The 13,180-nt window shown below is 56.4% G+C and carries 10 protein-coding genes; 3 read left to right on the top strand and 7 right to left on the bottom strand.

The genetic code is table 11. From position 1 onward, the window contains the following. Positions 1-4: 4 nt before the first annotated feature. From maeB to K6K13_RS04220, 7 genes are all read right to left on the bottom strand, one after another. Positions 5-2,284 (bottom strand): NADP-dependent oxaloacetate-decarboxylating malate dehydrogenase, encoded by a 2,280-nt coding sequence (gene maeB / locus K6K13_RS04250; RefSeq protein ID WP_222159681.1) that lies wholly within the window; start codon positions 2,282-2,284, stop codon positions 5-7. 321 nt (positions 2,285-2,605) lie between these two features. Next, positions 2,606-3,568, bottom strand: a complete 963-nt coding sequence (locus K6K13_RS04245; RefSeq protein WP_222159680.1) for a sugar-binding transcriptional regulator — start codon at positions 3,566-3,568, stop codon at positions 2,606-2,608. 222 nt (positions 3,569-3,790) lie between these two features. Beyond that, positions 3,791-4,648 carry a phosphogluconate dehydrogenase C-terminal domain-containing protein gene (locus tag K6K13_RS04240; RefSeq protein ID WP_222159679.1) on the bottom strand — a complete coding sequence of 286 codons (858 nt, stop codon included), beginning with the start codon at positions 4,646-4,648 and terminating at the stop codon, positions 3,791-3,793. Between the two features lie 48 nt (positions 4,649-4,696). Beyond that, the gene (locus K6K13_RS04235; RefSeq protein ID WP_222159678.1) at positions 4,697-5,512 is read right to left on the bottom strand and encodes a sugar phosphate isomerase/epimerase family protein; all 816 of its coding nucleotides are present in this window, start codon (positions 5,510-5,512) and stop codon (positions 4,697-4,699) included. Positions 5,513-5,537: 25 nt separating this feature from the next. After that, positions 5,538-6,332 (bottom strand): L-erythrulose-1-phosphate isomerase, encoded by a 795-nt coding sequence (gene lerI, locus K6K13_RS04230; RefSeq protein ID WP_222159677.1) that lies wholly within the window; start codon positions 6,330-6,332, stop codon positions 5,538-5,540. Beyond that, entirely contained in the window at positions 6,329-8,089 is a 1,761-nt protein-coding gene (lerK, locus tag K6K13_RS04225; RefSeq protein ID WP_222159676.1) for an L-erythrulose kinase, read from the bottom strand. Before lerK ends, lerI begins: the two co-directional genes overlap by 4 nt. Position 8,090: 1 nt before the next feature. Beyond that, a complete protein-coding gene (locus tag K6K13_RS04220; RefSeq protein ID WP_222159675.1) occupies positions 8,091-9,458 on the bottom strand; it encodes an MFS transporter in 1,368 nt (455 codons plus the stop codon). Positions 9,459-9,854: 396 nt separating this feature from the next. On the opposite strand from K6K13_RS04220, the gene rpiB reads away from it, so the two are divergent. The 3 genes from rpiB to tkt are packed head-to-tail and all read left to right on the top strand — an operon-like array spanning position 9,855 to position 13,170. Next, positions 9,855-10,313: a ribose 5-phosphate isomerase B gene (gene rpiB, locus K6K13_RS04215; RefSeq protein ID WP_222159674.1), complete on the top strand. Its 459-nt coding sequence runs from the start codon at positions 9,855-9,857 to the stop codon at positions 10,311-10,313. A gap of 4 nt (positions 10,314-10,317) precedes the next feature. Further along, entirely contained in the window at positions 10,318-11,268 is a 951-nt protein-coding gene (gene tal, locus K6K13_RS04210) for a transaldolase (protein WP_222160960.1), read from the top strand. A 15-nt stretch (positions 11,269-11,283) separates the two neighbouring features. Next, a complete protein-coding gene (gene tkt / locus K6K13_RS04205) occupies positions 11,284-13,170 on the top strand; it encodes a transketolase (RefSeq protein WP_222159673.1) in 1,887 nt (628 codons plus the stop codon). The last annotated feature ends 10 nt before the right edge of the window (positions 13,171-13,180 follow it).

Here is a 13,180-nt window from a genome sequence, read left to right as displayed (position 1 = left end):
GACGTTACAGCGGCTGGGTCTGCGCTTCCACCACGGCCAGCGCCACCATGTTGACGATACGCCGTACCGAAGCGATCGGCGTCAGGATATGCACCGGTTTGGCAACGCCCATCAGCACCGGCCCAACCGTCACCCCTTCAGACGAGGAAACGCGCAGCAGGTTATAGCTGATACGTGCCGCTTCCATGTTCGGCATAATGAGGATATTGGCCGAGCCTTTTAACGGGCTGTCCGGCATTTGCTCACGACGAATCGCTTCCACCAGCGCGGCATCGCCGTGCATCTCACCGTCCACTTCCAACTCCGGAGCCAGCCTGTTGATCAACGCCAGCGCCTCACGCATTTTGCGTGCGGTAGGCGAGTTCGAGGTGCCAAAGTTGGAGTGCGACAACAACGCGACTTTTGGCTCGATACCAAAACGACGCACGGTGTGTGCGGCCATCAACGTGATTTCCGCGAGTTGCTCTGGCGTGGGGTCTGGGTTGACATAGGTGTCAGCAATAAAAGTATTGCCGCTCGGTAGCAACAGGGCATTCATGGCACCCGCCACGTGTACCCCTTCGCGGTAACCCAGCACCTTCTCAACCACCTCAAAATGCTCTTCATAGGTGCCGATGGTGCCGCAAATCATCGCATCCGCTTCACCGCGTTGCACCATGATGGCAGCAATCACCGTCGGGTTGCGGATCACTTCACGCTGCGCGGTTTCTTGTGAGACGCCACGGCGTTTCATCAACGCGTAGTATTCCGACCAATATTCCTTGAAGCGCGGATCGGATTCGTTGTTCACCACCTCAAAATCTTTACCGATGGTGATTTGCAGGCCGAGTTTTTGCAGACGCTTCTCAATAACGCCGGGGCGACCGATCAGAATGGGGAAAGCCAGCCCCAGTGTCACCAGTTCTTGCGTGGCGTGCAGCACGCGCGGATCTTCCCCTTCGGCAAACACCACGCGTTTCGGCTGCTGGCGTGCCTGAGAGAATATCGGCTTCATAAACAGGTTGGTTTTATAGACAAACTGCGTCAGTTTCTCGATATAGGCATCAAAGTCGGCGATAGGACGCGTCGCTACCCCTGAATCCATCGCTGCTTTTGCCACCGCAGGCGCAATCTTGATGATCAAACGCGGATCGAAAGGTTTCGGGATCAGGTATTCAGGGCCAAATGACAATTCCTGATCGCCATACGCCGAAGCCACGACTTCACTCTGTTCCGCCAGCGCCAAATCAGCAATGGCCTTCACACACGCCAGCTTCATCTCTTCGTTGATGGTGGTTGCACCGACATCCAGTGCGCCACGGAAAATAAACGGGAAGCACAGCACGTTATTCACCTGATTCGGATAGTCAGAACGTCCGGTACAGATAATGGCGTCAGGGCGTACCGCTTTGGCCAACGGCGGCAGAATCTCCGGCTCTGGGTTTGCCAGCGCCATGATCAGCGGACGCGGCGCCATGGTTTTCACCATGTCCTGCGTCAGTACGCCAGGGCCGGAGCAGCCCAGGAAGATATCGGCATTAGGGGTAACATCACCCAGTTTGCGCGCACCGGTGTCTTCCACCGCGTAAATCGCCTTATTCTCTTCCATGTTGGCGTCACGACCTTTGTAGATCACGCCGCGTGAGTCACACACCACGATGTTGTGTTTCTTCAGCCCCAGCGCCACCAACAAATTCAGGCAGGCAATGGAGGCAGCACCCGCGCCGGAAACCACCAGACGCACGTCAGAGATGTTTTTCTCCACCACGCGCAGGCCGTTCAATACCGCCGCAGTACAGATGATCGCCGTGCCGTGCTGATCGTCATGGAACACCGGAATCTTCATGCGTTCACGCAGTTTCTTCTCGATATAGAAACACTCTGGCGCTTTGATATCTTCCAGGTTGATGCCACCAAACGTCGGCTCCAACGCGGCAATCACGTCGATCAGTTTATCCGGGTCCAGTTCGTCCACTTCGATATCGAAAACATCGACGCCGGAGAATTTTTTAAAGAGAACACCCTTGCCTTCCATTACCGGCTTGCCGGCCAACGCACCAATGTTACCAAGGCCAAGCACCGCCGTTCCGTTGGAGATCACCGCAACCAGATTGCCGCGTGCGGTGTATTTGTAAGCAGCCAGCGGATCTTCGGCGATTTCAAGACAAGGAGCAGCAACGCCCGGAGAGTAGGCCAACGCCAAATCACGTTGGGTCGCTAGCGGTTTGGTAGGGGACACCTGAATCTTCCCCGGCACCGGATACTGGTGGAAATCCAATGCGCTCTGTTTGAGTTGTTCATCCATTGTTGCATCCCTTATAGGCTTTTGTTGTCGTGACGTAGGGCGGCGAGTCTATCCCAAGCAGACAAGGAGAGGTGAACGCCGTAAGAAGTTCAATCATTACTGCTTATATAAGCTTGGAGCATGGCAAAAACCGATAGTGAATGCAGGTTAATATAGTTAATTTATCTGCTTGTTTTTTGCGCATAATGTCACGTTATCGCGAACTGGATAACGTATTGCTAACCTGCGGGCAAAAGACAGACGTAAAAATCAACTAAAAGAGGTGATAAATCATTCATATACCGGACAGCGAAGCGCTGCTGCCCGGCAGAAGAAAGAACCCTATTGGGTCATATTGAGAATGGTGCGGATGTTCGAGGCGCTGGTGGCAATAATATCGATAGCACCGGTGCGCAACGCGCCCAGTATCGCCAGTGCTTTGGTGTTTTCTGAAGCAATGGCAATAACACAGGGAATGTTGCGCAGCTCTTCGATGCTGACGCCAATCACCCTGTCGTGCATCACGGTATCGATGTGCTGCCCCTGCGCGTTAAAAAAGTCATAACCAGCAATGTCGCCAATCACGCCCTGATTAAGGCTGGCATCAAAAATTTCCTGCGGCGTGAACCAGCCCAGTTTTACCATATAGCTGTTTTCGTTCATGTCACCAATGCCTACCAGCGCGATATCCGCCTTACGGGCGCGATCCAGCGTCTCCTTAATGGTGCCGTTCTGCATAAACGCTTGTTTGAGCGCGCGATTTTCCACATAAGCCGGGGCGTAAAGCGTTTCACTGCTGCCGCCAAATTTCTTCGCCAGACGCCGGCTGATATGATCGGCGTTGATCGCATCGCCGGGACGGTGAGTACCGCCAATCCCGCAGATAAACTTGCAGTGGCGTTCAGTCACGTTTCCTACGTGATCGGCGACACCGGACACATTGCGCCCCTGCCCGACCGCAACCACCGTACCATCTTTCAGTGTTACTGCCAGATGGTTGGAAACCAATGCCGCCACCTGACGCCGCTGTTCTTCTTCATCAGGGTGATCGAGCGCGATCAGCGCACGTTTGATGGGAAAACGCTCCAGCAGTTGCTGTTCCAACCGGGTGCTGAACACCGGGTGATAGCGAACGTTGATCTCGACAATGCCCTCTTCTTTAGCACGCTTGAGCAAACGCCCTACTTTGATGCGCGAAATGCCGAATTTCTTCGCGATCTCTTCCTGGGTAATCTCGTCCTGGTAATAGGCCACGGCGATTTCCGTCAGTAGTTCGTTATCCTGAGATCCTGATTGTTTTTCCATTCGGTAATATTGTCCTTACGCAAAGGGTAAGCGTGCCTGGGCAGACGCGGCCCTGTCGGCAACAGCCGATCATCATTAACAATTGTTGCACGCCGCAAGTCAGGGCTCAACTCCGGCAACCAATCTCCTGATAATAGTCGCGTCATTGCCTAAAAACAGTGATGCCGCAAACCCGAATAAACGGGCTTGCGGCGGTTTCACGTCATTGATGTGCGACAGGCATTAGCGCTCAATGGCATCAATCTTCAGCATTCTGGCGATCACCAGATCGAGCTCTTTTTGATCGAAGATCTTTTTCCAGTCCGGTTTGATAATGTTTTCTTTGCCGTACTCGATGGCAATCATGCAAGCATCCGAGAACGGGTTGGTGCTACGGAACGCCACCGCCAGCGCGATTTGAATATGACCATAGAGCATCGCTTCCGCTGCCGCTTTCGGTACGCCGATGGTATTGACGGTTTCATCCAGCGCTTCTTTCATCAGCGTGCCCACCATACAGGCCACGGTTTCAACCAGCGTCGGTTCCAGATAGGCCAACTGTTTGACCGTCACCCAATGCACGTCAATCACCGGGCCATACATGACTTTGACCACTTCGGCCAACACGGCTTTCTGCCGATCGCTGCCTGTCTCATAGGAAGCGGCAACGTGCTGAGGTGCTGCCACGCCGCCAAACGCGTCGGCATGTTCTTCTGGTGTGAAACGATCGAGGAATACCGAAGGGTGGCAAGGGTGTGCGACCGCGTAATCGATATCATCACGCTTGGCGATCAAATTGGCGTAGGCCGCAGCCGGATCGAGCGTTAACAGAATCGCACCGCGTTTCATTTGCGGCACCACCTGTGCAGAAACCACTTTCAGCGCAATATCAGGGACGGCAAGGATCACCACGTCACTGTCAGGAATAACCTGCTCAGCCACCGCCAGCTCCCGTCCTGCGGCAATCACTTGCTCCTGCGCGCGTGGCGAATTCTCACAGTAAAACACCTGATAGGCGCTTTTCTGGAAATTGGCAGAGATACGCATGCCCATTTTGCCACCAGCGCCCAATACCGTAATCGTTTTTAATTCTGTTGTCATGATGGTTACTCCTCGGATTTGGAATGCATTTTCGTTCAATAAAAAAGGTTATCGCAGCCCCGCCTGCGGATTGCGGGCAAAAAGAAAGTTCAGGCTTTGAGTCGTCCAGGCGGCTTCTTGTCGGCAGGTCTCTTCCGGCGTGGATTGCCACGGCAGCCAGTGCTCCACCACCTGATTGATGTGTCGCTCATTAGGACGAACCGCGTTTTGCAGGTGGTCGTAGTCGAGCAACCCGGTGCCGAGCGGGCTACCGGAATAGGTAAACCCAACCCAGCCATTCTGGCGCGCAAAGGCAAAATCCTTGATGTGCAGGTTCACTACGCGTCGCGCCGTCATATCGATAACGTCACACGGATGCTCCAACGCGGCCACGCAGTTTCCCGGATCGAGACAAATGCCTAACGCCGGACTGTCGATAGCATCAACCACCTCCAGCAGAGTACGGGTTTTTACCTGCTCGTAAGTTTCCAGCCCAAACTGAACGTCCTGCTGCTCTGCCTGCGGCACAATGATCCGCAGCAGTTCGCGCGCTTCATCCGGTGTGGGTTGGTGCGTCACGCTGTTAAACATGGTGCGAATAAAACGGACATCCAGTGCCTGAGCCAGCGCCAGATAACGCGTTAAATGCGCGGTCTCCAGTCCACGGGTTCCGAGTTCCAGCCGAACCGATAAATCCTCGGCGCGCTGACGCAGCTTTTCCAGCTCAGCGCATGACAGCGCTTCCACCGGTGCGTAATCGCAAATCTGAAACACCGTCGCGCCCGATTCTGCCGTGTGATCCAGCATCGCCTCCAGCCCCATCGGGTCAGGAACGCGGGAGGACATGCGCCAGAAAAAAGCGTAAGTGCTTAAACCAATAGCCACGGTAATCTCTCCTTTCTGCGTATTGTTATTGCGGAGCGCACAGCGCCAGCGCTTCATCCATAATGGCGTTAAACGCCATGGGATCGTGGGCGAAACGCCCTAAAAACAGGCCATCAACCGCAGGCCCAAGCTGACTCAGTAGCCCTGGCCCGGCGCTGCCGCCGTAAATCACGCTGCCGTCACGCACGCCCGTCGCCGCGAATAGCTGCTGCTTTAGCGCCTCACAGACAAGGCTGATAGCGTCGGTGGGAGCGGGTTCTGCACTGCCGATCGCCCATTGCGGCTCATAAGCGACAACAACATGCCCCGTTAACTGCTGTTGCTGCGCGCGGTTGAGTGCACTGGTTAACTGAGCCTGACAAATCGCTATCGCCTGCTGTACGCTGCCGCGTTGTTCTTCGCCAACACAGAGCACAGGAGTGAGCCCGTTACGCCAGGCGGCCGCTGTTTTAAGGGCAATATGCTCATCGGTTTCACCAAAATAGCGACGCCGTTCCGCATGCCCGACTTCTACATAGCGGCACCCCATTTCGTGCAGTAGCGTGCCGCTGACTTCCCCGGTGAAGGCGCCGTTATCCGCCCAGTGCAGGTCTTGCGCTCCGACATCAACGGCAGAATCAGCAAAAAGAGAGACCGCAGGGGCCAACGCAGGAAAGGTTGGCAACACAAACAATCTGACCTGTACCACCGACGCCAGCGGATGGCGCTGCACAATAGCGTGGATGCGCTGGCACCAGTCCACGGTTTGCTGGTAACCGAAATACATTTTCAAGCTGACACCCAGCGTGACAACCCGTTCGTGACTCCCCGGTTGGCTCATTGTGCTTGTGTCTCCTGTACCGCAGCGTGCTCGGTCTGGCCCTGGTTCAACACGGCGGCAACCGCATTCAGAATCATTGCCAGAGAAATCGCGCCCGCATCCGGTGTGCCCAGACTTTTTTCTGCCAAAGGACGCGCACGACCAATTTTGGGACGCAGTTGCGCAGTGGCATCCGCCGCCTGTTGGGCCACCTGTGCGGCTTTCAACCAGGCCTGCGTCAATGCGTCGCCGGCGTTGACTCGCTGCGTCAACGCCTCACTGAACGGCAACAGGGCATCGACCAGCGTTTTGTCACCCGCTTTCGCCTTACCAAAATGCATAATGCCTTCTGCCGCCTGACGAATACCGAGGGCAACGCGCGCGCCGTCCGGTTTTACGCTGTCACCCAGCGCCGTACCCAGCGCGTTGAGCGCCACGCCCCAAATGGCACCGGACGTGCCCCCTGCACGATCGGCCCAGGCATCCGCGGCACGCTGTAATAAGGAGCCAGCGCCCGCCTGCTTCTCCAGCATGTTGACGGCGGTTTCCGCCGCCGCCACTATCCCACGCTCCATGCCAATACCGTGATCGCCATCGCCCGCCACGGCATCAATGCGACCCAGTTCATCGACATTCGCCACAATGACATCACGCGCCGCCGCCAAGGCAGCGGCAACACACTGCGCCGCCTCGCGCGATGCGGGAGTTGCTTCCGGAATACTGTCCTGCTCGACGTTGAATTCGCACTCCTCGCGAGGTTCAGCGGCTGTCATGCTGCCCTTGCGGAACGCGGGTGTATTGGCAGGCGCACACCAGAAGCGCTCCAGTTCCTCATCCAGCCAGAACAGGGTGAGTGAAAGTCCAGCCATATCAAAACTGGTCACCAGTTCTCCCACCTCTGGTTCAACGATGGTGAGCCCTTGCGCCGTCAGCAGTTGAGCAACGCGGCGATATACCACAAACAGCTCTTCATACTTCACACCACCCAGTCCGTTGAGCACCACGCTGAGGCGCTGCCCGGACAGTGCGCTCACCGCCTGCGGCACTTCTTTTAACAACGCGTTGACCAACAGTTCGGCCAGTTCATCCGCACTGGAAATCGGCGCATCTTTAATACCGGGCTCACCGTGGATGCCCATCCCGACACCCATCATGCCTTCCGGTACGGTAAGCAAAGGGTGATCGGCACCGGGTAAGGTGCAGCCAGAAAAAGCAACGCCGAAAGAGCGTGTGCGCTGGTTAGCGCGATCGGCCACCGCCAGCACCGCTGCCAGATCGTATCCCGCCTCAGCGGCGGCGGCTGCCGCCTTGAACACCGCCAGATCGCCCGCCACGCCGCGGCGCTTTTGCCACTCCTCCGGCGGCGCGCTGGAGATATCATCGGTCACCGCCAGCAACTCGCACGGGATCCCTTCGGCATTCAGCCGCGCTTTCGCCTGGCCAAAGTGGAGCACATCTCCCGCGTAGTTGCCGAATGTCAGCAGAACACCGCCGCCGTTATGCGCCGCACGCGCCACGGAGCAGATTTGCTGCGCAGATGGCGAAGCAAACAGGTTGCCCATCGCGGCACCGTGTGCCAAACCTTGCCCAACCAACCCGGCAAACGCCGGGTAGTGTCCAGAACCGCCGACTACCACGATGGCGACACTGCCTTCAGGGCTGCGGGTGCTTCTGACCACGCCACCCGGCACCTGACGCACTTTATCGCTGTGCGCCGCAACAAAACCTTCCGTTAATTCACGTGCAAAATCAGACGGCTGGTTAAACAAATAGGTCATATCAGTGCTCCTGTGTGACTGATGCGGCTTGGGATTCCTGCCCGGAACGACTCAATAGCACCATCAAGATTGCGGAGAGCAGCATCAGGCCACCGACAATCAACATCGGAAGAACGTAGGTGCCGGTAACGCCCCGTACCGCCCCAGTGATATACCCCGCAGAGAACCCGGCAACGTTACCGATGGTATTGATCAGGGCAATCGCCGCCGCCGCAGAGGCCCCAGTCAGGAACTGCGTAGGCAACGTCCAGAAGTTAGGTAACGCAGAGAAAATGGAACAGGCGGTCACGGTAATTACGGCGATGGTGGCAGCCGGTGATTCCATGTACAGCGCCAGCGGAATGCTGATGGCATCAGTCAACGCCGGAATAGCGATGTGCCAGGTACGGCAGCCGCGACGGGTCGCGTCACGTGACCAGAAGTGCATCACAATGGCGGCGGGCAGATACGGTATCGCGGTAATCAACCCTTTTTCCAACACGTTAAAGGTGGTGCCAAACTGTTGTTGGAACCCGCTGATAATAGTGGGCAGGAAGAACGCCAGCGCATACAGACCATAAATAAAGCCGAAGTAGATCAGGCACAGTACCCACACGCGCTTGTTGAACAGGACGGTGCGCACGCTGGGGTGTTTACTGTGCTGTTTGGCGGCATGTTCACTTTCCAGTTCGCCCACCAGCCAGCGTTTCTCTCCTTCATTGAGCCATTTTGCATCCTGTGGGCGATCGACCAGGTAGAACCACGTGATAATCCCGACCACAATCGCCGGAATCGATACCCCGAGGAACATCACGCGCCAGCCCGATAAACCAAACAGGCCATGCTGTTCAATCAGCCACGCCGCCAGCGGTGCGCCGATCACGGTGGTCATCGGCTGTGCCAGATAAAACAGCGCCAGAATCTTGCTGCGATAACGCGCTGGCACCCATAAGCTCAGGAACAAAATGGCTCCGGGGAAGAAGCCTGCCTCGGCAATCCCCAGCAGGAAGCGCAGGATATACAGCTCTTGCACACTGCTTACCCAGGTAAACAGCAGTGACACAATCCCCCAGGAAACCATGATGCGTGCCAACCACTTGCGCGCACCAAAACGGTGTAATGCCAGGTTGCTGGGCACTTCCAACAGAATGTAACCAATAAAGAAAATGCCGGACGCGAGCCCAAACTGCGCAACGGTCAGCGCCAGGTCGGTATTCATACCGTTCGGGCCAGCAAAAGAAATTGCAGTGCGGTCGAGGAAGTTAATAAAGAACATCAATCCGACGAACGGCACCAGACGCAAGGAGATCTTGCGGATGGCGGACTGCTCTGCGGAGGATGGCACAGCGACGCCCTGTTGTGCCGCTTGTGTAGCCGATATCTTGCTCATACTGCCCCCCTGCCGTTCGCGATGGAGTGCCTGGTGTGACCTTTGTGTTCTATCGTCGTTGTTATCGTTTGCGTATCGGTCTGAGACATTGTTATGCCCTCTAAAGAGTCAAATCAATAATACACACAGTGAACATATGAACGATATGATCGCGCCGATTCTTTGCCTACCACTCTGTTTAAAAATTGTGAGCATGATCCAAATATGTGTATAAAAGGTAAAACAACGCTTAAAAAGCGCAATTAGTGACCTTGATCACCTTTCATAGAAGATCCAGCACACCTGGCAATTAAAAACAAATAATCACTAATTGAACATTTGATACGATCGGTATATGTTAGCCATGAAACGCCGGATCTGGCGCTATGTTGACCTTTAGTAAGGCAGGAGATGGGTATGCACGCAATTGCGATTGGCGCAGACAGCGCCGCGATCGATTTGAAAAACATCATTAGTGAATTTTTACAACAGCAGGGATTGCAGGTTACCGACTACAGCTACGATCCCAGTGGCGAAAATCCGATCTACCCCGATGTTGCACACACCGTTGCTGTCTCCATCAAAGAAGGAAAACACGAGCGCGGGATTCTGATCTGTGGCACCGGAATCGGCATGAGTATTGTCGCCAACAAAGTCACGGGGATCCGGGCAGCCCAATGCCATGACACCTATTCCGCACAGCGCGCCAGAAAAAGTAATAATGCGCAAATTATCTCGCTGGGCGCGCGGGTTATCGGGCCAGAACTGGCAAAAGAGATCGTCGCAGCCTGGCTGGCTTCTGAATTTGAAGGCGGGGGATCGGCACCCAAAGTGGATCGCATCGGCTACTATGAGCAGCAGGAAAACGGGCGGTGACATGATGAATCAACTGGATGCCCTGAAGCAGTTTACCGTTGTCGTCGCGGACAGCGGTGATATTGATGCGATTCGTCAGTTTTCACCCGAGGACGCGACCACCAACCCCTCACTGATTTTGAAAGCGGCCACCCTACCTCAATATAGCCCGCTGTTTGAAGAAGCCATTACCTATGCCCGCCACCAGGGGGGAAACAGCGCGACCCAACTGATCAACGCGGGCGACCGTCTGGCGGTCAATATCGGTGCCGAGATCCTCAAATCGGTGCCGGGGCGCATCTCTACCGAGGTGGATGCTCGTCTGTCATTCGATCGCGGCATGTGCGTCGCCAAGGCGCGCAAGCTGATTAGTCTGTATGAAGAGAAGGACATCCCGCGCTCGCGCATATTGATTAAACTGGCTTCCACCTGGGAAGGCATCCGTGCGGCGGAAGCGCTGGAACGCGAGGGGATCAACTGCAACCTGACGCTGCTGTTTTCCTTTGCCCAAGCACGCGCCTGTGCCGAAGCAGGCGTGTTTCTTATCTCGCCGTTTGTTGGCCGTATCTACGACTGGTATCAGGCCAAGCAACCCGCTGAACACTATCAGGCCGAGCAGGATCCCGGCGTGCTTTCAGTGCAAAAGATCTACGACTATTACAAACGCCATCGCTATAACACGGTGATCATGGGTGCCAGCTTCCGTAAAGTAGAACAGATTCTGGCGCTGGCAGGCTGCGATCGCCTGACTATCTCACCGTCACTGCTCGATCAGTTGAAAAACAGCAGCGCCCCGATAACGCGCCAGCTCACGCCGTCGGTGGAAGCGCTACACCGCCCTTCCCCGCTGAGCGAAGCCGAGTTCCGCTGGGAGCATTGTCAGGATGCCATGGCGGTAGACAAGCTGGCGGAAGGCATTCGCCTGTTCGCTATCGATCAGGAAAAGCTGGAAGCGATGCTCGCAGCGCAACTGTGATTTGGAGAGCCCATTATGTCGTTGTCTGATACGCCGCACGACCGTCGTCAACGTGCCAACGCCATCCGCGCACTCAGCATGGATGGCGTGCAAAAAGCCAAATCCGGTCACCCGGGCGCACCCATGGGTATGGCAGATATCGCCGAAGTCCTGTGGCGCGATTACCTTAATCACAACCCGGCTAACCCGCACTGGGCCAACCGCGACCGTTTCGTTCTCTCCAACGGTCACGCTTCCATGCTCATCTACAGCCTACTGCACCTCACCGGCTACAACCTACCGATTGAAGCGCTCAAGAATTTCCGCCAACTGCATTCCAAAACCCCGGGGCACCCGGAGTACGGTTACACCGACGGCGTGGAAACCACCACCGGCCCACTCGGGCAGGGTATCGCCAACGCGGTCGGCATGGCCCTGGCGGAACGCACGCTGGCGGCGCAGTTCAACCGCCCGGGTCACGATATCGTTGACCACTTCACCTACGTGTTCATGGGTGATGGCTGCATGATGGAAGGCATCTCCCATGAGGTGTGCTCGCTGGCCGGTACCCTGAAGCTGGGCAAGCTGGTGGCGTTCTATGATGACAACGGCATCTCCATTGACGGTCACGTGGAAGGCTGGTTTATCGATGACACCGCAGCACGCTTTGAAGCGTACGGCTGGCACGTGGTGCGTGGGGTCGACGGCCATGACGCCGATGCCATCACCCGCGCTGTCGAGCAGGCGCGCGCGGTAACGGACAAACCGTCTCTGCTGATGTGCAAAACCGTGATTGGTTTTGGTTCACCGAACAAGGCCGGCACGCACGATTCCCACGGTGCGCCGCTGGGTGACGCTGAAGTGGCCGCTTCACGCGAACAGCTGGGCTGGAAATACCCGCCGTTTGAAATCCCTGCTGACATCTATGCCGCCTGGGATGCCAAGGCGGCTGGCGCACAGAAAGAAAGTGCCTGGCGCGAGACGTTTGCCGCCTATGCCAAGGCCTATCCGGAACTGGCTGCCGAATTCAAACGCCGCACCGTTGGCGACCTGCCGACCAACTGGCAGGCTGATGCTCAGAAATTCATTGAAGCGCTGCAAGCCAACCCGGCGAAAATTGCCAGCCGCAAAGCCTCGCAGAACGCGCTGGAAGCCTACGGCAAGCTGCTGCCGGAATTCCTCGGCGGCTCTGCCGACCTGGCACCGAGCAACCTGACCATCTGGTCCGGCTCGGTCTCGCTGGATAAAGACCCGGCAGGCAACTACATCCACTACGGGGTGCGCGAGTTCGGCATGACCGCCATCGCCAACGGTCTGGCGCTGTACGGCGGCTTCCTGCCGTATACCGCGACCTTCCTGATGTTTGTGGAATATGCCCGTAACGCGGTGCGTATGGCCGCACTGATGAAAATCCGCAGCATCTACGTCTATACCCATGACTCCATCGGTCTGGGTGAAGACGGCCCGACGCACCAGCCGGTAGAGCAAATGGCGAGCCTGCGCGTGACACCAAACATGAGCACCTGGCGTCCGGCGGATCAGGTAGAAACCGCGGTGGCCTGGAAATACGCCATCGAGCGCAAGGATGGCCCGACAGCGCTGATCCTGTCGCGTCAAAACCTGGCCCAACAGGCACGCACCGCGCAGCAACTGGCGGACGTGGCGAAAGGCGCTTACGTGCTGAAAGACAGCGACGGCCAGCCGGACCTGATCCTGATTGCTACCGGTTCAGAAGTGGAACTGGCGGTGGCGATCGAAGCGGGCATTGCTGACTACTGGTACAAGTATGTCGGCCTGAACGGGGCGATTGTGGGCATGACGAGCTTCGGCGAATCGGCTCCGGCGGAAAAACTGTTCGAGGTGTTTGGCTTTACGGTGGATAACGTGGTGGGTGTGGCGCGTTCGCTGTTACGCCAAGGCTAACGTCAACAAT

The sequence above is a fragment of the Symbiopectobacterium purcellii genome, assembly GCF_019797845.1.
Lineage (GTDB): Bacteria > Pseudomonadota > Gammaproteobacteria > Enterobacterales > Enterobacteriaceae > Symbiopectobacterium > Symbiopectobacterium purcellii.
Note: the sequence above shows the minus strand (reverse complement) of the source record. Positions and strands in the feature narration are given on the sequence as shown.

Bases quoted from the DNA above. Each gene is read 5' to 3' on its own strand.
- maeB (WP_222159681.1), bottom strand. From the start codon at position 2,284: ATGGATGAACAACTCAAACAGAGCGCATTGGATTTCCACCAGTATCCG.
- K6K13_RS04245 (WP_222159680.1), bottom strand. From the start codon at position 3,568: ATGGAAAAACAATCAGGATCTCAGGATAACGAACTACTGACGGAAATC.
- K6K13_RS04240 (WP_222159679.1), bottom strand. From the start codon at position 4,648: ATGACAACAGAATTAAAAACGATTACGGTATTGGGCGCTGGTGGCAAA.
- lerI (WP_222159677.1), bottom strand. From the start codon at position 6,332: ATGAGCCAACCGGGGAGTCACGAACGGGTTGTCACGCTGGGTGTCAGC.
- lerK (WP_222159676.1), bottom strand. From the start codon at position 8,089: ATGACCTATTTGTTTAACCAGCCGTCTGATTTTGCACGTGAATTAACG.
- K6K13_RS04220 (WP_222159675.1), bottom strand. From the start codon at position 9,458: ATGAGCAAGATATCGGCTACACAAGCGGCACAACAGGGCGTCGCTGTG.
- rpiB (WP_222159674.1), top strand. From the start codon at position 9,855: ATGCACGCAATTGCGATTGGCGCAGACAGCGCCGCGATCGATTTGAAA.
- tal (WP_222160960.1), top strand. From the start codon at position 10,318: ATGAATCAACTGGATGCCCTGAAGCAGTTTACCGTTGTCGTCGCGGAC.
- tkt (WP_222159673.1), top strand. From the start codon at position 11,284: ATGTCGTTGTCTGATACGCCGCACGACCGTCGTCAACGTGCCAACGCC.